The following is a 24,745-nucleotide window of genomic DNA, read 5'->3' on the forward strand; positions in this document are numbered from 1 at the left end:
AGTTAGTTAATTGAGGAGGTAATTAGTATGTCAAAGATAATAGGTATTGATTTAGGTACGACAAATTCATGTGTTGCGGTTATGGAAGGTGGAGATCCTGTAGTTATAGCAAACTCAGAAGGTGCAAGAACTACCCCATCTGTGGTTTCATTTCAGGCAAACGGTGAAAGACTTGTAGGTCAGGTTGCAAAAAGACAGGCAATAACAAATCCTGACAAGACAATAATGTCAATAAAGAGAGATATGGGAACAGACCATAAAGTAAATATAGATGGAAAACAGTATACACCACAGGAGATATCTGCCATGATACTCCAGAAAATAAAGGCAGATGCAGAAGCATATCTTGGAGAAACTGTAACAGAAGCAGTTATAACTGTTCCAGCATATTTTAACGACAGTCAAAGACAGGCAACCAAGGATGCAGGTAAAATTGCAGGACTCAATGTAAGAAGAATTATAAATGAGCCTACGGCAGCTTCTCTTGCATATGGAATGGATAAGACTGAAACAAACCAGAAAATATTTGTATATGATCTGGGTGGTGGTACATTTGATGTATCAATACTTGAACTCGGTGATGGTGTATTTGAAGTAAAAGCTACAAATGGTGATACACGTCTTGGTGGAGATGACTTCGACCAGAAGATAATAGATTATATAGCAGATACTTTCAAGGCAGACAACAATATAGATTTAAGAGCTGACAAGATGTCTCTCCAGAGATTGAAGGAAGCTGCAGAAAAGGCAAAGATAGAGCTTTCATCATCAATGCAGACAAATATAAACTTACCATTTATTACGGCTGATGCAACAGGTCCAAAACACATAGACATGAACCTTACAAGGGCAAAATTCAATGAACTTACACAGGACCTTGTTCAAAGAACAATAGAACCTATGAAAAAGGCTCTCAAAGATGCAGGACTTTCAATAAACGATATAAACAAGGTTATACTTGTAGGTGGTTCTACAAGAATCCCTGCAGTTCAGGAAGCTGTTAAAAACTTTACTGGAAAAGAACCATCAAAGGGAGTTAATCCTGATGAATGTGTTGCAGTTGGAGCCGCAATACAGGCAGGAGTTCTTACAGGAGATGTAAAAGATGTACTTCTTCTTGATGTTACACCTCTTACTCTTGGAATTGAAACTTTAGGAGGAGTTGCAACACCTCTTATAGAGAGAAATACTACAATACCTACTAAAAAGAGCCAGGTATTCTCAACTGCAGCTGACGGGCAGACTTCTGTTGAAATACATGTAGTACAGGGAGAAAGAAAGATGGCTGCTGATGACAAGACTCTCGGAAGATTCACACTTTCAGGAATAGCACCTGCTCCAAGAGGGGTTCCACAGATAGAAGTTGCATTTGATATTGATGCAAATGGTATAGTAAATGTATCTGCAAAAGATAAGGGAACTGGAAAAGAGGCAAATATAACAATTACAGCATCAACTAATCTTACTGATGATGAAATAGATAAGGCTGTAAAAGATGCAGAGAAATTCAAACAGCAGGATGAAGACAGAAAGAAGTCAATCGAGATAAAGAACAATGCAGACCAGTCTGTATACCAGACTGAAAAAACATTGAAGGATTTGGGAGATAAAGTATCTGCTGAAGACAAGAAGTCAATTGAAGAAAAGATTGATGCTTTAAAGAAGATCAAGGACGGAGAAGATCTTGATGCAATAAAGAAAGCTACTGATGATCTTACTCAGACATTCTATGGAATATCATCCAAGATATACAGTCAAAATGCACAGGCAGGCCCAAATCCTGGCGCAGGACCAAATCCAGGTGAAGGATCAGGACAGCAGGCAGGTCCAGACCAGGGAAGTGCAAAAAATGATGACAATGTAGTGGATGCGGATTACAAGGTAGACGATGATAAATAATATTTTCTCTTCACGATTATATAATAAATGTGTATAATGGTAATAGTTAAGGGATGAGTTCTTACTCTTCCCTTAATTTGAGTATAAAGTTTAATTTTGCAATTATTGTTTTTAGTAAATTTAAAAGTGTTTATATATAGTATTTTTAGGTGGTGAAATATAAAAAATGGCAAGTAAGGATTACTATGAAGTCCTGGGACTTCAAAAAGGTGCAAGTGATGATGAAATAAAAAGAGCGTTCAGAAAATTAGCTTTAAAATACCACCCTGACAGGAATCCAAATGATAAAGAAGCCGAGGAAAAATTCAAAGAGATAAATGAAGCTTATCAAGTACTTTCAGATCCGCAGAAAAAAGCGCAGTACGATCAGTTCGGTACTACTGATTTTGGAGGTGCTGGAGCAGGTCAAGGTTTCGGAGGATTCGATTTTTCGGATTTTGGAGGATTTGGTGATATATTTGATTCCTTCTTTGGAGGCGGATTTTCAGGTGGAGGAGGCAGTTCAAGAAGACGTCGGAATTCACCGCAGAAAGGTTCCGATCTTGAATACACGATTAATCTAACTTTTGAAGAGGCTGTTTTTGGGACGAAGAAAGAAATAAACATAAATAAAAACGAAACATGCAGTCATTGTCATGGTACAGGAGCAAAACCTGGAACCAAACCTCGAACATGCGACAAATGTGGCGGCACGGGTCAGGTAAGAACACAGAGAAATACTCCTCTTGGAAGTTTTGTAAGTATGAATACATGTGATAAATGCGGAGGTACAGGTCAGGTAATAAAAGACTATTGTTCTCACTGCAAGGGCAAGGGAAAAATAAGAAAGCACAAAAAGATAAATGTAAATATTCCGGCAGGAGTGGATAATGGCAATATTATTCCTATAAGAGGCCAGGGGGAAGCCGGTTCCAATGGAGGACCGTCTGGAGATCTTTATATAAATATAAAAGTTGCATCAAGTCCTAAATTTAAAAGAGAAGGATTTGATATATATATAGAAAGTCATATAAGCTTTGGAAAAGCGGTTTTTGGAACAACATTGAAGGTACCTACAATAGATGGAGAAGTGAAATATGATGTACCGTCTGGCACCCAGTCAGGAACTGTATTCAGACTCAGGGGAAAAGGTGTTGAGAAAGTAAACGGACACGGCAGAGGCGATCAGTACGTAAAGCTTATAGTTGATGTTCCAAAGAGCATAAATCAAAGACAGAAAGAGGCACTACTTGATTTTATGAAGGCTGGCGGCGAAGATGTTGAAGGCGGAAAAAAATCAATTATAGATAAGATAAAACGTAAGCTTTAAAGAGCTATATAATTAAAAGTTGGTGTATTATGGATAAAAATTGGATTGAAGTTTCTATAAAGACTACAAGTGAAGCTGTGGAAGCTGTTTCAGGGATATTATACAATACAGGAGTTCAGGGGGTTTCAGTAGAAGACCCTGATGATGTTGAATTTAAAAAGAAACATCCTGGAGACTGGGATTATTTTGACAACAGCCTTTTGAAGAGTAAGGATTATGCGCTTGTTAAGGCATATTTTGAGGAAGATGAAAATTTTAATGACACTTTGGCGTATATAAAAAATTCAGTTGATAAATTATCCGAGTTCGATATTGACGCCGGACTTGGTATTGTAAAAGCAGAAAGAGTAAATGAAGAAGATTGGGCAAACAACTGGAAAAAGTATTACAAGCCGACAAGGGTTGGAAGCAAAGTTGTAGTGGTACCTATATGGGAAGAATATGAGAAAAAAGATGAAGATGTTGTTGTAAGGCTTGATCCGGGTATGGCATTTGGAACAGGGACACATGAAACTACAAGGATGTGTATAAAGCAGCTCGAAAAATATGTCGGTGCAAATACAAGGATATTTGACATAGGAACGGGTTCGGGTATACTTTCCATAGTTTCTGCAAAGCTTGGTGCAGCACATGCTACTGGAGTTGACATGGATCCTGTTGCTGTAAGGTCGGCATGCGAAAATATAAAGTACAATGATGTTCAAAACATAGATATAATTGAAGGAAATCTCATGGATGTAATAAAAGGAAAAGCTGATATTGTGGTTGCAAATATAATTGCCGATATAATTATCCCACTTACTGATGAAGTAAAGAACTTTCTTGAACGTGGAGGTATTTTTATATCTTCCGGAATACTAAGGGACAGGAAGGACGAAGTTGTTTCCAAACTTCAAAATTCAGGATTTGAAATAGAGAGTGTCAATGAAGATGGAGAGTGGGTTTGCGTGTCTGCAAGATTAGTTGAAGAATAATAGAGAGGTTTCTAATAATGCGTAAATTTTTTGTATCAGATAAAAATATAATAGATGGTACTGCTTATATTTCAGGAGAAGATGTAAAACATATATACAAGGTTCTTAGATTGAAAAATGGTGATTCTGTAATCATAAACAATTGCTCTGGAAAAGAGTTTGCGGGAGAAATATCATATATCGACAAGGAAAGTGTGCATGTAGATATAATTGAAGAATTGAATTTTCAAAATGAGAGCAAATTACGAATTCATCTATTTCAGGGATTTCCGAAATCTGCAAAAATGGATCTTATAGTACAAAAAGCAACGGAGCTTGGAGCAGTTGAAATAGTACCAGTTTTTACAGATAGAGTTGTTGTTAAAAACAAGGGTGGAGAAGAAAAGAAAATTCAGAGATGGAAGAAGATAGCGATTGAGGCCTGCAAGCAGTGTGGAAGAGGTTTGATTCCTGATGTAAGCAGTCCTGTGTCTTTTAAAGAAGCTATGGACAGATTTGAAAATATGGACCTGAAGGTTGTACCGTATGAAAATGAAAGAAAACTTGGTATGAAGGAAGTTTTTAATTCATCTGATTGTAAAGATATAAAAAATATTGCTATATTTATTGGACCGGAAGGTGGATTTTCAGATTCTGAAATACAGGCATTTAAAGATGTTAATTCAAGTATAGTAACACTTGGTCCAAGAATACTTAGAACCGAGACAGCGGGATTTGTGTGCATATCTATTCTAATGTATGAACTTGGTGATTTGGGAGGAATGGAATAGTTGAGTGAATTAAATGAAATTGTTGACTTGACCATGGATAATGATAAATTTGTTTCGATATATGGAAGAAAAAAAACTGTGGCTGCTGCAACACTGGGATGCAGAGTTAATCAATATGATACAGAAGCTATGCTTGAGAAATTTGTACATTCTGGATATGAAGTTATTGATTACGGTGAACATGCAGATGTGTACATAATAAATACATGCACTGTTACCAATATGGGCGATAAAAAATCAAGACAGATGATACATCGTGCCAGAAGAAAGAATAAACATGCAGTAATTGCTGTTGTGGGATGTTACTCTCAGGTTGCACCTGAAGTTGTTTCAAACATAGAGGGAGTAGATGTAGTTCTTGGTACAAAAAACAAAGGTGACATACTTCATTGGATAAATAATTCAGTCCTTGAAAAAAAAAGAATTGTCAGGGTAAATACGGTTTTAAGAGATAATGTTTTTGAAAATTTGAATATTGAGAAGTATGAGAAGAGAACAAGAGCATTTTTAAAAATACAGGATGGCTGCAACAGATTTTGTTCCTATTGTCTGATTCCGTTTGCACGTGGAGATGTTTGCAGTAAGAAGCCGGAAACCATAGTAAGTGAAGTTAAAAAACTGGCAGAGAACAATTTTAAGGAGATAATATTATCTGGAATACATATAGCCTCTTATGGTGATGACTTTCACAATGAGTGGAGTCTTATGCGTGTACTTGAAAAAGTAGACCAAATAGATGGAATAGAGAGAATTAGAATAGGATCAATAGATCCGCAATTTTTTACAGATGAAATTATAAAGAAAATAAGTTCACTTAAAAAATTATGCCCCCACTTTCATCTTTCACTTCAGAGTGGATGTGAAAAGACTCTTAAAAGAATGAACAGGAGGTATACTCCGGAAGAGTACGAGAAGGTGCTTAATGGACTCAGAAATCATATAGAGGATGTTTCTGTGACTACAGATGTTATAGTTGGCTTTCCAGGTGAAAGTGATGAGGAATTTGAAGAAACCTATGCCTTTTTGAAAAGAATACGTCTTTCAAAGATGCATGTTTTTAAGTACAGCAAGAGGGACGGTACAAGGGCGGCAGCAATGAAAGAACAGATAGATGGAAAAGTTAAAGAACAAAGAAGTGCGAAACTTATAGAACTTGATAAAACTCTTGAAAGACAGTTTATGGATAGATTTATTGGGAAGAATATGAATGTACTTTATGAGCAGAACTTTGAAAACAATCATGATGTTTATGAAGGCTACACTCCAAATTATATAAAAGTAATTGCAAAATCAGATAGAAATCTTAAAGACTGCATAGAAAAAACCAAACTTGTTTCCTCAGAAAATGGATATGCTGTTGGCAAGTTGTGCTGATACGTAAAAGTTTTTATTTGATTTGGAAGGATATTTGATTCCTTTATTGAATATTATAAATAAATGTTCAATTGTTAATTTAAGACTGAACCCTAAAAATGCATCACGTCATACTGGAAAAGGGGGTGAATACATGGAAGATTGTGTTTTTTGTAAAATTATAAAGGGTGATATACCTTCAGAAAAAGTGTATGAAGATGACACGGTAATGAGCTTTAAAGATATAAGTCCGGGCGCACCGGTTCATGTTCTCATAATTCCTAAAAAACATATAAGCAGTATTAACGATTTGGATGAAGCAGATTCGAAGATTATTGCGCATGTTTTTATGGTTGCAAAAAAAATTGCCCAAAGTTTGAATATATCTGAAAATGGATATAGAATTGTTTCAAATACAGGAAAAGATGGAGGACAGACCGTACCACATGTTCATTTTCACATGCTTGGTGGAAGGTCACTTGAATGGCCTCCAGGCTGAATTCAATCTGTTGACAGTATAAAAAGATTTGTTGTATAATGATTAGTGTGCTATTTGACCTATGTTAACTGTATTTAATTTTTAAAATTAAATTGGGCTAGCGGAGGGAGGGATATAATATGTCAGAAATAAAAGTTGGAGAAAATGAAACTATTGAAAGTGCATTAAGAAGATTTAAAAGGAAATGTGCTAGAGCTGGTGTTCTTTCAGAAGTTAGGAAGAGAGAACATTACGAAAAGCCGAGTGTAAAAAGAAAAAAGAAATCAGAAGCTGCTAGAAAGAGAAAATATAAGTAGAGTTCTTTTGGAAAGAGGGTACCAAAATTAAATGTCTCTTAAAAAAAGATTACAAGAGGATTGGAAGAATGCCTTGAAGTCCAAGGATAAGTTTAAGGCTAATACCATAAGTATGGCTAGAGCTGCTGTTTTACTGGTTGAAAAGACCAATGGAAAAGAGCTTGACGATGAGAAAGTGACAGATATATTGGCAAAAGAAGTCAAGCAAAGGCGTGAAGCTATACAGGAATTTAAAAATGGGAACAGGCAAGATTTGGTTGATTCCACCGAGAATGAAATAAAGATCTTGTTGAATTACCTTCCTCAGCAGTTAAGCAAAGAAGATATTACCGAAATTGTTCATCAGGCAGTTAATGAAGTAGGGGCAAATAGTATGAAGGACATGGGAAAAATTATGTCGTACATTATGCCGAAAGTAAAAGGCAGAGCTGATGGTAAGCTCATAAGTGAAATTGTAAAACAACATTTGAATATGTAAAAGGTTGGGGTTTCTCAGCCTTTTTTGTTTTTTAAAATTCCTTCGGGAGTTTTTGTTTTTTGTTTAAGTAATTTATTTTTAGTATCTCTCATAAAATTAATAAAGGAATTGGTAGTAATGCTAATTATACAAGGAGTGATATTATGGGAGATAAATTGTATAATACAAAACAAAACATTGCAGATAAACTGGATCTTCCAAGAGATATAATTTTAAACATGCCAAGGATTCAGGTAACTGGCAATAATGAAATAATTATAGAAAACCATAAGGGAATAATACTTTTTGAAAAAAATGAGGTTAAAGTCAATTCAGGCATAGGTATAATTTCAATATGCGGAAGTGAATTTGAAGTACTTTTTATGGGGGGAAGTACCATAACAATAGGAGGGAAATTCACATCTATAACATATGAAAAAAAATAGCAGAAAAAAATATGGAAATGCACTTGTAACAATTGAGATACAGTCAATTATGCCTGAAAAATTTTTAAACCTCATATGGAGAAATAATATCCATATAAAAAATGTCAGGAAAAAAAACATAACTACGCTTGTTATGGAAGTTGAACTTGAAGATTTTTATGTTATAAAGGATATGGCGAAAAAAAATAAAGTAAAGATTAAAATAATAGGCAAGAGAGGGCTTACGTTTCTCTTGATTAAATTCAAGAAAAATAGAAGTTTGATTGTAGGATCCATGTTGTTTGTTGGTATAGTTTATTATATGTCGACATTTTTGTGGGAGATACAGATAAATACGGATTCAAGTCTCCCGCCCTATGAGATAAGGCAAAAACTTAAAAATTATGGTATTGTTCCAGGAATACCGAAAAGTAAGGTGGATGTATATAAACTTGAGGAAAATCTTATGAAGAATGACGACAGCATAATGTGGGTAAGAGCAAGAATTGAAGGATCGAGAATTGTAATAAAAGTTGAAGAGAGAAAATCACCGCCGAATATAACATTTGACAATACACAGTGTGATCTTTCAGCTTCAAAAAATGGCCAGGTTGTTGGAATTTATACGACTGCAGGAACTCCAGTTGTAAAAACCGGCGATGTTGTTAAAAAAGGGCAGATACTTGTAAGTGGAGTTCAGGGGAAGGAAGGAGAAACGTATCCTGTACATTCTTCAGGAAAAGTAATATGCAGAGTATCCTATGAGAAACAAAAAACAGTTAATGCATACAGCATTAAAAAGAAACGAACAGGAAGAAAAGTGGTAAATTATTATATAAACCTGAATGGAAAGAGATTATATTTAAAAAAAGATGCAAATAAATTTAGTAAGTATGATAAAATAGAGGAAAGTAAATATTTCTTGAATAAAGAAATTTTTTATGAAGTAAATGAAGTTAAAACCAGAAAGAATATTGACAAACTTGCTGAATCCACAGGAGAGGAACTTTACAGGGGAATATGTTCAAATCTTGACAAGTCGGTAAAGATATTGAATAAGGCAATTGAAAGTAAAGTTGAAAAAGGGAATCTTTTAAAAGTAAAGCTTCTTGTCACAACAGAGGAAGATATAGCGGCTCAAACAGAACACATTGAGGAACCTAAACAAAAAAATGTGGATGATGATGCAGGCAATTAATATTACGAAGGGTGATTTCTAATGAAAAAACTACGAATAGGTGAAATTATCGTAGAAAAAAAACAAAACAAGATTATTATTTTTGTTGTTGGATTTATTTTCATATATATAGTGTTGCTAACTGGACTTGTAACTAAAAGATACAATTTGAAAGCAGGTGAAATCGCCAAAGTCGACATCAAAGCTCCGCGTGAGGTAAAAGATGAACTTTCCACAAAGGAAAGGATAAATCAGGCAATCGAATCGGTACCAATTCAATACAACAAAAATCCTGAAGTAAAGACCCAGACTTTAATAAAAATAAACAAGTTTTTTTCAATTCTGGGAGAAGCGACAGCTGATGACAGTCTGGATGAAAATTCAAAAATCCAGAAACTAAAAGGGAACTCAAATATTCAACTATCGGATAATACATATACTTCTCTTATTAGAATGGATAAAGATGAAAGAAAAGACATCCAGACATTTTTGTTAAGTGTTATGTCTGAACTTTACGATAAAAACAATATAAGTGACAATAGTCAGAAGGACAATAAAGATGATATAAAAAATGCCCAGGACAGCATAGCCCTCAAGGCAGGCACTTCCAATTTATCAAAGTCAATGAGGGATACAGCAGTTGCTATAGCCTATACTCAGATATCGCCTAATTTTTTTTATGACAAGAACAAAACGCAGGAGCTCAAAGAAGAGACAGCCAAAAAAGTTCAGCCAGTTGTAGTTAAGAAGGATCAAATTATAGTCAAAGAAGGGGAACCTGTTACAAAGTATCAAATAGGTGTACTCAAGGATCTTGGATTATTGAATGATGGATCTTATTTTAAATGGTATATATATGTATTTCTTGCTCTTCTTGTAGTTCTCATACTTGCAGTGCAGTGGGTATATTTGAGTGTATACAGGAAAAAACTATATAATAATTTAAATATGCTGATTATGATGAGCATATTGAACTGCATGGCGGTTTTGTTTGCGAGGGTTTTTGATATAGCATCACCTTTTTTGATACCACTTGCCTTTATCCCAATGATATCCTCAATACTTTTAGACAGCAGTACATCACTTGTTTTGAATTCCATAAATTGTGTCCTTATAAGTACTGCAGTTGAGTTTAACATAGAAATAACTATACTTGCAATTATAAATGCAGTGGTTGGATCGATTGTTATAAGAAAGCTTCAACAGAGAAATGATATACTGTATGCTTCATTTTACATTGCCATTGTAAATATTCTTCTTACATTGTCAATGGGATTTATGCTTAGTAATAATGCTGCTGATGTGGCAGTTAAAACTGTCTTTTCAGGAGTAGCCAGTATAATTTCAGGTATATTTGTAATAGGATTTCTTCCGTTGTTTGAAAGTACATTCAATATAGTTACTACAATTAAGCTTCTTGAACTTTCAAATCCCAACAATCCACTTTTGAAAAGGCTTCTTATAGAGGCGCCAGGAACTTATCATCACAGCGTACTTGTTGGAAATCTTGCAGAGATGGCCACTGAGGAAGTAGGCGGTAATGCGCTTTTTGCACGAGTTGCAGCGTATTATCATGACATTGGAAAAATAAAGAGACCGTATTTTTTTAAAGAGAATCAACTTGGCAATGATAATCCGCATGATAAAATAACACCTGCTTTGAGCGCTCTTATAATAATATCCCATGTAAAAGACGGGGTGGAAATGGCAGAAGAATACAAGCTTCCTAAAATAGTAAAGGACGTTATTGAACAACATCATGGTACATCGCTTGTCAAGTATTTTTATATTACAATGAAAAACTCCAGTGAAAGTCCTGAGGAAATAAGGGAGGAAGATTTCAGGTATCCAGGTCCTATGCCTGACAGTAAGGAATCTGCCATAATAATGCTTGCAGATGGTGTTGAAGCTTCTGTAAGATCCATAAATAATCCTGACAAGAACAATATAGAAAAGATGGTAAATAGCATTATAATGGATAGGCTTGAGCAGGGACAGCTTGACAATTGTGATCTTACGCTTAAAGATATAAAAAAGATAAAAGGTGCATTTCTGAAAGTACTACTTGGAATATATCACCATAGAATAGAATATCCAAAGGACAAATATGCTGTAGATAACGGCGGTATGCTTATTCAAGACATGGAAGGTATCGGCCGCAAGTTGAAATGATGGAGGGTTTAGATGATTTTTATAGACAATAGACAGACAAAAATAGAGATTACAGATGAACTTAAAAATACGATAAATGAAGTTATAGAACATGCTTTAAGTGAGGAAATGGTCTGTATACCCTGTGAAGTAAGTATCATTTTTGTGGATAATGATGAAATAAAGGATATAAACAAGGAAAATAGGGGAATAGATAGGGCCACAGATGTGCTGTCATTTCCAATGCTTGACTATGAAGAAGGAAAAGTTTTCAAGGAAACGTACAGCGAATATAAATTTAAGGAAAGCGATATGGACTCCGATAATCTTGTACTCGGAGACATTGCACTTTCTCTTGAACGGGCAATGGAGCAGAGCAGGGAATTCGGACATTCCTTTAAACGTGAGGTATGTTACTTGACGGTACATTCGGTTTTGCATCTTCTTGGATATGACCATATGCAGGAAGAGGATAAAAAACGTATGAGGTTGAGAGAGGAAGACATACTAAAATGTTTCAAACTTTAAGATATAATTTCTAATATAAAAAGAGGAATCGGTATGAAGGTTAAAAAGCTTCTTGACAGTTTTAATTATGCTATAGAAGGAATAATATATTCTGTTAGAACCCAGAGGAATATGAGAATTCATATGGCAGCTGCAATTTTAGTTCTCATTTTGTGTTTCTTCTATGATCTAAGTAAAATTGAAATACTTGCCATTACAATAACTATAACCATGGTTATTGCAGCTGAGCTCTTTAACACGGCTGTTGAGTTTGCCATAGATGCAACAGCAAATTATTATCACCCGCTTGTTAAAATTGCTAAAAATGCAGCAGCAGGGGCAGTTCTTGTAACAGCTATAAATGCAGTATTTGTAGGCTATATAATATTTTGGGATAAACTCAAGTATATAAATTTTGTTCTTATGAGAAAAGTAAAAACTGCCAATCCGTATACTGTATTTATAATACTTGCAGTTGTCTGCATATCAACTATAGTTGTAAAAGCCATATTTGGAGAAGGTACTCCTCTAAAGGGAGGAATGCCTAGTGGTCACAGTACACTTGCATTTTCAATAGCTACTATTATTGCACTCATGGCAAAAAATCTTTCAGTTGTAATACTGAGTTATATTCTTGCCTTAATAGTTGCACAAAGCAGGGTGGATTCAGAAGTCCATTCAATACTTGAAGTATTCTGGGGAGGCGTTCTTGGAGTGCTCATGACTGTTTTTCTTTTTAGGGTATTTGGTTAGACTTATTGGATAAAATAATGAATAAGGAGAATATATATGTTTAAATCAGGTTTCGTAACTATAATAGGAATGCCAAATGTAGGTAAGTCAACTTTGCTTAACAGACTTATTGGAGAGAAAATATCAATAGTATCCTGCAGGCCGCAAACTACCAGAAACAATATACAGGCAATACTTACGGGAAAAGAATATCAGGTTGTTTTTGTTGATACGCCTGGAATTCACAATCCAAAGCACAAGCTTGGGGAGTACATGGTAAAGTCTGCAAAGGAATCAATAAATGATGTTGACCTTGTTATGTTTCTTACAAATCCACAAGGAGAAATAAAAAAAGGAGACAGGTATATTCTGGATGAAATTAAAGGAATAAAAGTTCCTGTGTTCCTTGTTGTAAATAAAATAGACGAGAATCCTCGCGAAAAAGTTGCAGAAACTTTAAGGGCATACTCTGAAGAATATAAGTTTGATGAATGCATACCGGTGTCTGCACTTAAAGGTAAAAATCTGGATGAACTTAAAGATTTGATAATACGTTATATGAAGGAAGGACCTAAGTATTATCCGGATGACATGATAATAGATAAACAGGAGAGATTTGTTGTATCTGAAATAATAAGGGAAAAATCTTTAAAACTTCTTTCAGAAGAAGTTCCACATGGCATTGCAGTTGAAATAATTCAGATGAAGAAGAAAAATGGTTCCTATAAAATAGAAGCTACACTGCTTTGTGAAAAAAATTCACACAAGGGAATAATAATAGGCAAGGGTGGAAGCATGCTTAAGAAAATATCAAACTATGCCAGACAGGATATAGAAAAATTCCTCGATTCAAAAGTATCTCTTAATATATGGGTTAAGGTTAAGAAGGAATGGAGAGACAGCGGCGGACTTTTAAAGGAACTTGGTTATAAATAGATAGTGGGGGAGATGATTTTCTGTCTATACTAAAAACGCGTGCTGTTGTAATTAAAACCCAGGATATAAAAGAAAATGATAAAATAGTATGGCTGTTTACAGAAGAATTTGGAAAAGTATCCAGTATAGTTAGGGGAGTCAAAAAGAGCAGAAATAAGTTATTTTCTTCGGCACTTCAGTTTTGTTACGGACATTATGTATTGTATAAATCGAAAAAGTTTTATACTATAGATGAAAGCAGTATAATAGATTCTTTCCAAAATTTTCTTGGAGATTTGAATACTCTTACATATGCGTCATATTTTTGTGAACTTGTTGATATTGCAATGGATGATGAAGAAAAAAATGAAGCACTCTTTGTAAATTTGATAACTGCATTTTATTTGATGAAAAACAAAGCTGTTGATTTGGAAACCTTGGCAAGAGCCTTTGAACTTAAAATACTTGAGCTTACAGGCTATGGCGTTGACTTTGATAATTGTGTTTTGTGCAGAAAAGAAATCAATACTTCAAATTACTTTAGCATGCAGTATTTAGGCGGAGTATGTGATGAATGTGAAAAGACAAAAGGTATAAGTGTAAAAAATTCAACTTTCAATGCACTGAAATATATTTCAAAAATTGGACTTGAAAAAGTATATAGGGTAAATTTATCGTCTGAAGTAAAAAATGAGATTTACAGAATACTTTCCACAGTCATATCACAAAATTATTTTAGAAAACCTAAAAGCCTCGAGACATTGAAATGTCTGGCTGATTTTAAAAACTAAAGGAGAGGATAAAATGAGTGAGGTAAACCTTGAGAAGATTGATGTTGTAAGAGAGAGAACTGGAGTTAGTTATGAAGAAGCGAAAGAGGCACTGGAGGCAAGCTCGGGAAATGTAGTAGATGCAATAATATATATTGAGAAAGATAAAAAAGATATAAAAGACAATATGTATACTACAAAAGATGAACTTTTGAAATGGTTAAAAGATATAGTAAAAAAAGGAAATGTAAACAGGATAAAAATAAAAAAGGATGATAATGTAATTGTTGATATTCCTGTAAATGCAGGCGTTTTTGCAACTCTTACAGCACTTGTATGGCCACCTCTTATTGCAATTGGGATTCTTACTGCAGTAGTAACGAAAGTAACAATAGAAATAACAAAGGACGATGGCTCTGTAGAAGTAGTCAACAAGATATTAAAAGGTGGTGTTAAAAGCACTGTGGATGATGTTAAAGACAAGGTCTTTGATAAGGCGTCATCACTTAGAGAAAAGTTTAAAAGACGTGATAAAAACTATGATTCACAGAATACTTACAGATATACTGTAAAGTTTGATGATATAGACGATGAACAGGAACCCTGTGACGGTGAAAACGACAAGAAGGATAATTAATAGTATACTCCATCCGTGAATTATGTCATAAAAGTGATGGAGTATGTCAAAAATAAAAATATTAGGTCAAATAGTGTAGCATATAAGGACGAAAAATGATATACTATTTGTCGATACATAATGGTATAATAGTATTGTAGTTTTGTAAATTATTCTAGATTATATTTTATGAATTGGAATAGTTTATGGAGAGAGGGTGGAAAATATCAAATTTTCAAACAGACAGGAAAAAATAATAGAATTGGTTAAGAAAAATGCACCTATAACAAGTGAACACCTTGCAAAGCATGTTGGTGTTACAAGGGCAGCACTTAGATCTGACTTGTCTGTTCTTACCATGACAGGTATCCTGGAAGCCAAACCTAAAGTTGGGTATATATATTCAAAAAAACCATCCTATAGCCTTTTATATGAATATATAAGAAATATAACTGTAGAAGATATAATGTCGAAGCCAGTTATAGTTGATGAAAATACCACGCTTTATGATGCAATAGTAAATTTGTTCTTGAATGATGTGGGAACCCTTTTTATAGAAAACAATGGAGTGCTTACTGGAGCTGTATCCCGTAAGGACTTTCTGAAAATAGCAATAGGTGGCACTGACATGCGAAAGGTTCCTGTAGGTATAATAATGACGAGGATGCCCAATATAGTATTTGTGCAGAGAAAAGACTCTGTGTATGTTGCAGCTGAAAAAATAATGGAACACCAAGTGGACAGCCTTCCTGTAGTTGAACAATTTGGGGGTGACTCCAAGGATAAATTCAAGATATTGGGAAAAGTTTCGAAAACCAATATAACTAGGCTTTTTGTAAAAATAGGCAAAAATAAATAAGTCAAATGAGCGGATTATATCCGTTTATTTATATATATTAAATATAAATAATTAAAAAGAAAGGGATGCTTATTTCATGGAAGGTAAAAAATATGTCTATCTTTTTAGTGAGGGAAATGCCAATATGAGGAATCTTCTTGGAGGAAAGGGTGCAAATCTTGCAGAAATGACCAATCTTGGGATTCCTGTGCCGCACGGATTTACTGTAACCGCAGAGGCATGTACCAAATATTACGAAGATAATAAGAAAATAAATGAGGATATTGTTGATGAAATTTATTCCAGTCTTAAAAAACTTGAAGAGGCCACCGGGAAAAAGTTTGGAAGTCTTGACAATCCACTTCTTGTATCAGTAAGATCTGGAGCAAGAGTATCCATGCCTGGAATGATGGATACAATATTGAATCTTGGATTAAATGATGATTCTGTACAAGCACTTGCAAAACTTACAAGCAATAAAAGATTTGCAAATGATTCATATAGAAGGTTTATTCAGATGTTTTCGGATGTTGTCATGGGAATTGAAAAGAGAAAATTCGAAGATGTTCTTGACGAAATCAAGGATTCAAAAGGAGTTAAATTTGATACTGAATTAGATGAAAAAGATCTTGAGAATGTTATAGCAAGATTTAAGGGAATATATAAAGAAGATATAGGAGAAGATTTTCCTCAAGACCCAAGAGAACAGCTTATACAGTCAATTACCGCAGTATTTAGATCCTGGGAAAATCCAAGAGCCATAGTTTATAGAAGATTGAATGATATTTCTGGTGATTGGGGAACTGCTGTAAACGTTCAAGCAATGGTATTTGGAAATATGGGAGATACCTCAGGTACGGGAGTTGCATTTACAAGAAATCCTGCAACTGGTGAAAACAAGATATTTGGAGAATATCTTATAAATGCGCAGGGTGAGGATGTTGTTTCAGGAGTAAGAACACCGCAGCCTATACAGAAACTCAAGGAAGATTTGCCGGAATGTTATAATCAGTTTGTTGAAATCGCAAATAAACTTGAGAAGCACTATAAAGACATGCAGGATATGGAATTTACAATAGAACAGGGAAAGTTATATTTTCTTCAAACTAGAAATGGAAAGAGAACCGCACAGGCAGCTCTTAAGGTTGCAGTTGAAATGGTAAATGAAAGCCTTATAACAAAAGAAGAAGCACTTATGAAAGTTGAACCTAAACAGCTGGATACACTTCTTCATCCAAATTTTAACAAAGATGAACTTAAGAAAGCTGCTGTAATTGCAACTGGACTTCCTGCATCACCTGGAGCAGCTTGCGGTAAAATATATTTTTCTGCGTCTTCGGCAAAAAAACACCATGATCTTGGAGAAAAAGTTATTCTTGTAAGGCTTGAGACTTCTCCAGAAGATATAGAAGGAATGGCAGCAGCAGAAGGAATACTTACAGTAAGAGGAGGAATGACTTCTCATGCAGCTGTTGTAGCAAGAGGAATGGGTACATGCTGTGTTGCAGGATGTGGCGATATAAGTGTAAATGAGGATGACAAGACAATTGATATTCTTGGGAAAATATATAGACAAGGAGATTACCTGTCTTTAGACGGAAGCACTGGAAATGTATATGGACAACCTATAAAGACTGTTGCTCCTGAAATAAGCGGATATTTCGGAACGTTTATGTCATGGGCAGACAGTGTACGAAAGTTAAAAATAAGAACTAATGCGGATACTCCGAGAGATGCAAGGCAAGCGGTTAAATTTGGTGCAGAAGGTGTAGGACTTTGCAGAACCGAGCACATGTTCTTTGACGAAGATAGAATACCTGCTGTAAGAAAAATGATAGTATCAAGTGATGAAAAGCATAGGAGAGAAGCGCTAGACAGTATACTTCCGATGCAAAAAGGCGATTTTATAGGAATATATGAAGCAATGGAAGGGAGACCTGTAACTATAAGATTTCTTGATCCACCTCTTCATGAATTCCTTCCTACAGAAGATGATGATATAAAAGAACTTGCAAAGGAAATGAAGCTTGACTTTGAAGATTTAAAGGCAACAATAGATTCTCTTCATGAATTCAATCCGATGATGGGACATAGAGGATGCAGACTTACGGTTTCATATCCTGAAATAGCTGAAATGCAGACACGTGCTGTTATTGAAGCTGCAATAGAAGTTAAAAAGAAAAAAGGATATGATATTGTACCAGAAATCATGATACCACTTGTTGGAGAAGTAAAGGAACTTGCTTATGTCAAAAACATAGTAGTTGGTGTTGCAGATCAGATAATAAGTGAATCTGGAATTGACATGAAGTACAAAGTTGGAACAATGATAGAAATACCAAGAGCTGCAATTACTGCAGACAAGATAGCCGAACAGGCTGAGTTTTTCTCATTTGGAACCAATGATCTTACACAGATGACATTTGGTTTTTCAAGAGATGATGCAGGCAAGTTTCTAGGATATTATTATGATAAAAAGATATACGATTTTGATCCTTTCCAGAAGGTTGATCAACAGGGAGTTGGAAAACTTATAGATATGGCAGCTACACTTGGAAGGAAAACAAGACCGGACATACATCTTGGAATATGTGGGGAACATGGAGGAGATCCGGCATCTGTTGAATTTTTCCACAATATAGGACTTGATTATGTTTCATGTTCACCTTACAGGGTTCCTGTTGCAAGACTTGCAGCAGCACAGGCACAGGTTAAAAATCACAGATAATATTTGCAAATAGTAAAAAAGCACCACGAAATTTCATGGTGCTTTTTTACAGGCCAATTTTAATTGTATACAAGCAAAGTTTTGAATTCTTTTTCAATGTACTTTCCAAAATTGATTGTAAATTCAAGCTGTGCATTGGAATTTGCAGATGCTTTTTTTAGCAAATAAAAGAAGGAGTTATGATTACATTTGGCTATGTTGTTGTAATAGTCTCTTGATATCTTCCAAAATTTCTGTGGAAAAGCCAGATAAGAAAGTATATACTTATAGTCGTCAAGATTAAGCTCTGATACTTTTCGATATATGTTAAGACATTTTATGGCAGAGTCAAAATTCCAGTTAGTGCGTGTCCTTTTTAGAAATCTTCTTAGAAAATAGGATATATCATGAGAGCAATAAGCCACGCTGCACTTGTCAAAGTCTATAGTCCATATGTTTTTGTCTCCGTCGAAAATAATGTTCTTATTTACATAATCAAGATGACAAAGGGAAACATGAAGTTTTTTATAGTTTATAGTCTGAGATATTTTAACTGAAATTTCGGAAAGAATGTGATTTATGTCAAAGTATTCAAGAAATAAATTTGAGAATTTATCATTGTGTTTGAAGGCCATATTTGAGCAACTTAAAAGTTGGAAAAAGTGTTTTTCGAATGACATTCCTATATTGTCAAAAATTTGCCTTGAGTTACTGCCATAAATAGGTGCAAATTTTCTGGTGGACTGATGAATTTGTGATAAATTTAAGATTGCATGGTTTATATCATCATCATTATCATAGCTGCATTTTTCACCGACTATCCATGGGGTAAGTACAAATAGCATATCTTTATATTTTACAAATCGATTTCTATTTTCGGTAGGAAGAATTCTTGGAACTTTTATGTTATTTCTGTACAACCATTCTACACCTGAATATACAAATAGTAGATCTGCTTCATCAAAGTATACTTTCTTGAGACAGTAGCTTTTATTGCTTGAGTCAACTTTATATACTGCTCTCTGTTTGTCTGTATTTTTGAATTTTATTCTGCTCAAGTTGGCATTTTTGAGATTATAACAAGGAAGTACGTATTTTTTTACATTTTCTTCAGATAATAAATTTATGTCTCTATTCATTTATCGATACTCCTTAAAAAATACTCCTTTATAATAATATTAAATATTTTTTTACATTATACATTATAGCTAAAAAGGATTTTTAAAAGTTAAAATAGAATTAATAATTTGAGGTGGTTCAGATGCTTATAAGGGAAAAGATAGAGCAAAAAGAAAAGTTGATATTAATACCTCAGGCTTCATTTTCATCGGAAACCGGAGGAAGGGTTTTAAAAGAGGAGGAGGACATTGTAAGAACGGCATTCATGGTAGATAGAGATAGAATTATACATAGCAAGTCCTTTAGAAGGCTGAAGCACAAAACCCAGGTTTATATAAGAATATCGGGAGATCATTACAGAACACGACTTACTCATACCCTTGAAGTTTCACAGGTTGCAAAGACAATTGGAAAGGGAATAGGGTTAAATGAAGACCTCATAGAAGCAATGGCATTGGCACATGATATTGGACATGTACCATTTGCACACAGCGGCGAGGAAGTGTTGAATGAGCTTTTAGATGGAGGCTTCAAGCATAATGTAAATAGTGTTAGGGTTTTAACTTTTATAGAAAATGATGGAAAAGGTCTTAACTTGACCCGTGAGGTCATAGATGGGGTGTTAAATCACAGTGGATTTTCAAATCCTAATGCAACAGCTTCAACACTTGAAGGACAGGTGGTGAAATACAGCGATAAAATAGCATACGTGAATCATGATATAGATGATTCAATAAGGGCTGGAATACTAAAAGAAAGTGATCTTCCACGAAATGCTGTAAGGATACTTGGAAATACCAATGGGAAGAGAATAGATACACTGGTAAAAGACTGTATTTATTCAACTATGGAAAATATAGAAAAGGGTATTTGCAAGGTTTCTCTTGACAGGGATATATTCAATGCACTTGGCGAACTTAGAGATTTTATGTTTGAGAAAGTGTATAGGGGAAGCACGCTAAAAGGAGAAAGAGAAAAGGCCAAATTTGTTTTGAAAAAAGTTTTTGACTATTTTTACAACAATCCCCGTGATATGCCCGAATTTTACCAAAAAGTCATTCGCCATGATGGACTTCTGCGAGGAACAGCAGACTATATATCCGGCATGAGTGATGATTATTGTCTTATGCTGTTTAATAATATATATGTTCCTAAAAATGTTATATATTAGGAATAATTTTCAATACTTTAAGGGAAAAATAGAAGTGTAAATTAAATATAGATTTATTGAAGGATATTTAACACTTTTAAAGAATATATATAGTGTGATAACTAAATTAAAGCATAAAAAAATCAATATTGAGCAGGAATATAATAATTTTTGTCGAATATATTAAAACTTGGTATGATAATTCAGATAGGTGGGAGTTGTATTTTGATATCGGAAGATGTCATTCAGAGAGTTAAAGATGAAAATGACATAGTTGATGTAATATCTGAAAGTATAAAACTAAAAGGATCCGGGAGAAATTATATGGGTTTGTGTCCTTTCCATAACGAAAAGACACCTTCATTCAGTGTATCCCGTGACAAACAAATATACAAGTGCTTTGGATGCGGCGAAGCGGGGAATGTAATAACTTTTGTTATGAAGACAAAAAGTCTTAGTTTTCCTGAAGCTGTTGGATTGCTGGCTGATAGAGCCAATATAGATATAGAAATCGATGGAAAGGAAAATAAAGGCAGAAATAGGAGCTTTGAAAAGTTGTATAAACTGAATGTAGAAGCTGCAAGATATTTCTTTTCCTGTTTAAATGAAAGTAGTAGTGCGAAAAAATATCTCATAAATAGAGGAATAACAATATCTACAATGAGAAAATTTGGCCTTGGATATTCAAAAGATAGTTGGGATGGTCTTCTTGTATATTTAAAAAACAAAGGATTTACGAATCTAGATTTGGTTTCAGATGGACTTATAATAAAAAGCAAAAAGGGAAGTTATTATGATAGATTTAGAAATAGGATAATATTTCCTGTATTTGATTACAGAAGAAGGGTAATAGGTTTTGGAGGAAGGGTAATGGACGATTCAAAACCAAAATATTTGAATTCACCTGAAACAGCAATATTTAAAAAGGGGACCAATTTATATGGGTTGAATTTTGCAATAAAAAACAACACATCAAAATTTTTTATAATAGTAGAAGGATACATGGATTGTATATCTCTCAACCAGTATGGTATAACAAATGTCGTAGCATCACTTGGAACTTCTCTGACATTAAACCAGGCAAGACTTATGAAAAGATATGTCCCAAAAGTCATAATATCCTATGACGCTGATACTGCAGGACAAATGGCGACTTTAAGGGGACTTGACATATTAAAAAGTGTAGGACTTGATGTGAGGGTGCTTTTAATTCCAGAGGGAAAAGATCCTGATGAATTTATAAGAAAAAATGGAAAGAAGGCTTTTATGGAACTGGCTCAAAAATCCCTTCCACTTGTGGACTATAAAATTAGAAGTGTAAAAAGTGGATTGGATCTGTCAGAAGAGGAAGACAAGGTTAAGTATATAGAGCAGGTTTTAAAGATATTGATGGAATTGGATTCTATAGAGAAAGAGATATATGTAAAAAAAATATCAGAAGAAACTGGAATAAGGCTGCAGGTACTTTACGACATGTTAAATGGAAATATTCAAAAAAATACAAAAAAAGTTTCAAATATGAATATAGATGCTCACTTTGGACAAAAATTATATTTAGAACCAGCATATCTCAAGGCAGAGAGGTCTCTTTTAAAACTTATTGTCGATGATGAAAAAGTGCTGGAGTATTTTAGAGGATCAATGAAAGATGAAGATTTTATACTAGAAAGTCATAGAGAGATATATCGGTATATAATTGAAAGTTTAGAATTTGATAATTCCAAGAAGTTTTCATATATAGAGAGTAAATGTACAGATTTGGATACAGCCAGGGAATGGGTTAATATAATGGACACTGATGTTTTATTTGGAAATCTTAGCTATAAGGTTGTTGTTGATAGCTTCATGAATAGCATAAAAAAGCACAAACTGGAACAGCAAAAATTAGTTATTATAAATCAAATAAAACAGTGTGAGAATGAGGGGAAGATTCAGGAGTCTCTTAAATTGGCACAGGAGCTCATGAAAATTCAAAAAAGGATTGGTGAAATACAGTAATGGCTGAAGGAGGCAAAAAAATGAAGGATAAAAGTTCAAAGATTCAGATAGTTAAAAAGTTAATAGAAAAGGGCAAGAAAAATAATAAATTAACTTATAAAGAAATAATGGATGAATTGGAAGAAGTGGACTTGAATCCAGAACAGATTGAGAAGATATATGAAGCGCTCGAGTCTATGGGTGTGGAAGTCATAGGAGATATGAACGATGACAAGGTGGATGAAAAGAATATAGATTTATCCGTACCTGATGGGGTTGCAATAGATGATCCTGTAAGAATGTATCTGAAGGAAATAGGAAAAGTACCTCTGCTTTTACCGGAGCAGGAAGTTGAACTTGCACAGAGAATAAAAAATGGAGACCAGGTTGCAAAGAAGAAACTTGCAGAGGCAAATTTGAGACTTGTTGTAAGTATAGCGAAAAGATATGTTGGAAGAGGAATGTTGTTTCTGGATTTGATTCAGGAGGGAAACCTTGGACTTATAAAGGCAGTTGAAAAGTTTGATTATAGGAAGGGATTTAAATTCAGCACCTATGCTACATGGTGGATAAGGCAGGCCATTACAAGGGCTATTGCAGATCAAGCAAGGACAATAAGGATACCTGTGCATATGGTGGAAACTATAAACAAACTTATAAGAGTTTCGAGACAGCTCCTTCAGGAACTTGGAAGAGAACCTCAACCTGAAGAAGTAGCCGAAATAATGAAAATGCCAGTAGACAAGGTAAGGGAAATAACAAAGATAGCACAGGAACCTGTGTCACTTGAAACACCTATAGGAGAAGAGGAAGACAGTCACCTTGGAGATTTTATACCTGATGACGAGGCACCTGCACCTGCAGAAGCTGCAGCATTTACAATGCTTAAAGAACAGCTTATAAATGTTCTTGATACTCTTACACCAAGGGAAGAAAAAGTATTGAGACTTAGATTTGGACTTGATGATGGAAGAGCTAGGACACTTGAAGAGGTTGGAAAAGAGTTTAATGTTACGAGAGAGAGAATAAGACAGATTGAGGCAAAAGCACTTAGAAAACTCAGACATCCGAGCAGAAGTAAGAAATTGAAAGATTATCTGGATTAAGAGCATCGCAGTTGGGTGCTTTAAATTTTCCTTCTCTGTATAAAGGTTTTAAAGCACGAAACATGTAATTTACATATGTTATAATTTATATGTGGGAAGGTGATGATGTGAAATCTTATAAAGCGTCAAAAGGAACAGGAATTTATTCAATTATTCAGATAATAGTCTTGTATGATATAGTTTTTGGAATGATGTATCATTTTATAAATTCATATGAACTTTTAAATTTGATAAAGTTTGCAATTGTTGTATTTAATGTGTATGAGCTTTATTATATAATAATATACAGGACAGTCAGTTACTCTATGGATGATGAAAATTTTTACATAAACAGCATGTTTGGATTTAAGAACGTCAAGATACCTTTGAGTTCAATACTGGCATACCAGAAATCAAATGGACATATAAAAGGTGTAAAATTGATGGGGCATGGTAAGAACAATTTTGCAATTGGAAGATCGTTTATTTACGATGTTGGAACTACAAATATGTTTGTTACATCAAATAAAAACATTATATATTTACATACTGAAAATGAAAATTACGGAATATCACCTGAAAATTTTAATGATTTTGAAGTGAAAGTAAAATTAAAGGGGATAGAGCATAAAAGTTGGAAAAACAGTTTTGCAAATATAAGTGTTGCGAGAGACAGAAAATTTGTAACAATATTTCTTGTGGCATCACTTGTTGCAATTATAATAACATTAAATCCAATAGTAATATACTTGATGGGACGAATACCGGACAGGATGCCACTTGTATTTAATTCCGACTTTACTCCTAGCCTATTTGGAACTGCAAAGCAGTTTGCATTCAAGCAGATGAGTTATGGAATTTTAAATATGGCAATATTGTTCTGTATGTATTATGCAGGTTGTCTTTATGGAAAGTATGATAAAAAATTATCGTATAAACTCATTCTCATATCACTTGCAGTGGCAGTAGTATTTTTATTTATGCAAATTAGGATAATTTTAAATTTTAGATAAGTATTT

23 protein-coding genes are annotated in these 24,745 nt (G+C 34.3%); 22 read left to right on the top strand and 1 reads right to left on the bottom strand.

Annotation, left to right across the window (positions count from 1 at the left end):
- Nucleotides 1-27 precede the first annotated feature (27 nt).
- From dnaK to ppdK, 18 genes are all read left to right on the top strand, one after another.
- Nucleotides 28-1,899 (top strand): molecular chaperone DnaK, encoded by a 1,872-nt coding sequence (gene dnaK / locus AC4CVH_RS07560; protein WP_490787147.1) that lies wholly within the window; start codon nucleotides 28-30, stop codon nucleotides 1,897-1,899.
- Between the two features lie 166 nt (nucleotides 1,900-2,065).
- Entirely contained in the window at nucleotides 2,066-3,208 is a 1,143-nt protein-coding gene (gene dnaJ, locus AC4CVH_RS07565) for a molecular chaperone DnaJ (protein ID WP_490787148.1), read from the top strand.
- A 29-nt stretch (nucleotides 3,209-3,237) separates the two neighbouring features.
- Nucleotides 3,238-4,182 (top strand): 50S ribosomal protein L11 methyltransferase, encoded by a 945-nt coding sequence (gene prmA / locus AC4CVH_RS07570; protein ID WP_490787149.1) that lies wholly within the window; start codon nucleotides 3,238-3,240, stop codon nucleotides 4,180-4,182.
- Between the two features lie 17 nt (nucleotides 4,183-4,199).
- The gene (locus tag AC4CVH_RS07575) at nucleotides 4,200-4,952 is read left to right on the top strand and encodes a 16S rRNA (uracil(1498)-N(3))-methyltransferase (protein ID WP_490787150.1); all 753 of its coding nucleotides are present in this window, start codon (nucleotides 4,200-4,202) and stop codon (nucleotides 4,950-4,952) included.
- A gap of 33 nt (nucleotides 4,953-4,985) precedes the next feature.
- On the top strand, nucleotides 4,986-6,326 hold the full coding sequence (gene mtaB, locus AC4CVH_RS07580; protein WP_490787241.1) for a tRNA (N(6)-L-threonylcarbamoyladenosine(37)-C(2))-methylthiotransferase MtaB: 1,341 nt from the start codon (nucleotides 4,986-4,988) through the stop codon (nucleotides 6,324-6,326).
- 133 nt (nucleotides 6,327-6,459) lie between these two features.
- Entirely contained in the window at nucleotides 6,460-6,804 is a 345-nt protein-coding gene (locus tag AC4CVH_RS07585) for a histidine triad nucleotide-binding protein (RefSeq protein WP_490787151.1), read from the top strand.
- Between the two features lie 119 nt (nucleotides 6,805-6,923).
- Nucleotides 6,924-7,100, top strand: coding sequence for a 30S ribosomal protein S21 (gene rpsU, locus AC4CVH_RS07590; RefSeq protein WP_294182373.1), 177 nt, complete (start codon nucleotides 6,924-6,926; stop codon nucleotides 7,098-7,100).
- Between the two features lie 31 nt (nucleotides 7,101-7,131).
- On the top strand, nucleotides 7,132-7,578 hold the full coding sequence (locus tag AC4CVH_RS07595) for a GatB/YqeY domain-containing protein (RefSeq protein WP_490787152.1): 447 nt from the start codon (nucleotides 7,132-7,134) through the stop codon (nucleotides 7,576-7,578).
- Between the two features lie 143 nt (nucleotides 7,579-7,721).
- Nucleotides 7,722-8,003 (top strand): sporulation protein YqfC, encoded by a 282-nt coding sequence (gene yqfC, locus AC4CVH_RS07600; protein WP_490787153.1) that lies wholly within the window; start codon nucleotides 7,722-7,724, stop codon nucleotides 8,001-8,003.
- On the top strand, nucleotides 7,990-9,180 hold the full coding sequence (yqfD, locus tag AC4CVH_RS07605) for a sporulation protein YqfD (protein ID WP_490787154.1): 1,191 nt from the start codon (nucleotides 7,990-7,992) through the stop codon (nucleotides 9,178-9,180). The genes yqfC and yqfD overlap by 14 nt, the downstream gene beginning before the upstream one ends.
- 21 nt (nucleotides 9,181-9,201) lie before the next feature.
- A complete protein-coding gene (locus AC4CVH_RS07610) occupies nucleotides 9,202-11,331 on the top strand; it encodes an HD family phosphohydrolase (RefSeq protein WP_490787155.1) in 2,130 nt (709 codons plus the stop codon).
- A gap of 12 nt (nucleotides 11,332-11,343) precedes the next feature.
- Entirely contained in the window at nucleotides 11,344-11,838 is a 495-nt protein-coding gene (ybeY, locus tag AC4CVH_RS07615) for an rRNA maturation RNase YbeY (RefSeq protein WP_490787156.1), read from the top strand.
- Nucleotides 11,839-11,871: 33 nt separating this feature from the next.
- Nucleotides 11,872-12,570, top strand: a complete 699-nt coding sequence (locus tag AC4CVH_RS07620) for a diacylglycerol kinase (RefSeq protein ID WP_490787157.1) — start codon at nucleotides 11,872-11,874, stop codon at nucleotides 12,568-12,570.
- A gap of 36 nt (nucleotides 12,571-12,606) precedes the next feature.
- The gene (era, locus tag AC4CVH_RS07625) at nucleotides 12,607-13,485 is read left to right on the top strand and encodes a GTPase Era (RefSeq protein WP_490787158.1); all 879 of its coding nucleotides are present in this window, start codon (nucleotides 12,607-12,609) and stop codon (nucleotides 13,483-13,485) included.
- Nucleotides 13,482-14,255 (top strand): DNA repair protein RecO, encoded by a 774-nt coding sequence (recO, locus tag AC4CVH_RS07630; protein ID WP_490787242.1) that lies wholly within the window; start codon nucleotides 13,482-13,484, stop codon nucleotides 14,253-14,255. Before era ends, recO begins: the two co-directional genes overlap by 4 nt.
- A gap of 13 nt (nucleotides 14,256-14,268) precedes the next feature.
- Nucleotides 14,269-14,871, top strand: a complete 603-nt coding sequence (locus AC4CVH_RS07635; protein ID WP_490787159.1) for a DUF4342 domain-containing protein — start codon at nucleotides 14,269-14,271, stop codon at nucleotides 14,869-14,871.
- Between the two features lie 196 nt (nucleotides 14,872-15,067).
- A complete protein-coding gene (ccpN, locus tag AC4CVH_RS07640; RefSeq protein WP_490787160.1) occupies nucleotides 15,068-15,709 on the top strand; it encodes a transcriptional regulator CcpN in 642 nt (213 codons plus the stop codon).
- A gap of 76 nt (nucleotides 15,710-15,785) precedes the next feature.
- A complete protein-coding gene (gene ppdK / locus AC4CVH_RS07645; protein ID WP_490787161.1) occupies nucleotides 15,786-18,416 on the top strand; it encodes a pyruvate, phosphate dikinase in 2,631 nt (876 codons plus the stop codon).
- A gap of 59 nt (nucleotides 18,417-18,475) precedes the next feature.
- On the opposite strand, the gene AC4CVH_RS07650 is transcribed toward ppdK, so the two are convergent.
- Entirely contained in the window at nucleotides 18,476-19,534 is a 1,059-nt protein-coding gene (locus AC4CVH_RS07650; protein ID WP_490787162.1) for a CotS family spore coat protein, read from the bottom strand.
- A gap of 122 nt (nucleotides 19,535-19,656) precedes the next feature.
- Between AC4CVH_RS07650 and AC4CVH_RS07655 the strand changes: the two genes are divergently transcribed.
- The 4 genes from AC4CVH_RS07655 to AC4CVH_RS07670 all read left to right on the top strand — a co-directional run bounded on the left by AC4CVH_RS07655 (nucleotide 19,657) and on the right by AC4CVH_RS07670 (nucleotide 24,739).
- On the top strand, nucleotides 19,657-20,685 hold the full coding sequence (locus AC4CVH_RS07655) for a deoxyguanosinetriphosphate triphosphohydrolase (RefSeq protein ID WP_490787163.1): 1,029 nt from the start codon (nucleotides 19,657-19,659) through the stop codon (nucleotides 20,683-20,685).
- Between the two features lie 174 nt (nucleotides 20,686-20,859).
- A complete protein-coding gene (gene dnaG, locus AC4CVH_RS07660; RefSeq protein WP_490787243.1) occupies nucleotides 20,860-22,662 on the top strand; it encodes a DNA primase in 1,803 nt (600 codons plus the stop codon).
- Nucleotides 22,662-23,747 (top strand): RNA polymerase sigma factor RpoD, encoded by a 1,086-nt coding sequence (rpoD, locus tag AC4CVH_RS07665; RefSeq protein ID WP_490787164.1) that lies wholly within the window; start codon nucleotides 22,662-22,664, stop codon nucleotides 23,745-23,747. Before dnaG ends, rpoD begins: the two co-directional genes overlap by 1 nt.
- A gap of 107 nt (nucleotides 23,748-23,854) precedes the next feature.
- A complete protein-coding gene (locus AC4CVH_RS07670; RefSeq protein WP_490787165.1) occupies nucleotides 23,855-24,739 on the top strand; it encodes a PH domain-containing protein in 885 nt (294 codons plus the stop codon).
- Nucleotides 24,740-24,745 lie beyond the last annotated feature (6 nt).

The organism is Clostridium pabulibutyricum (assembly GCF_058242705.1).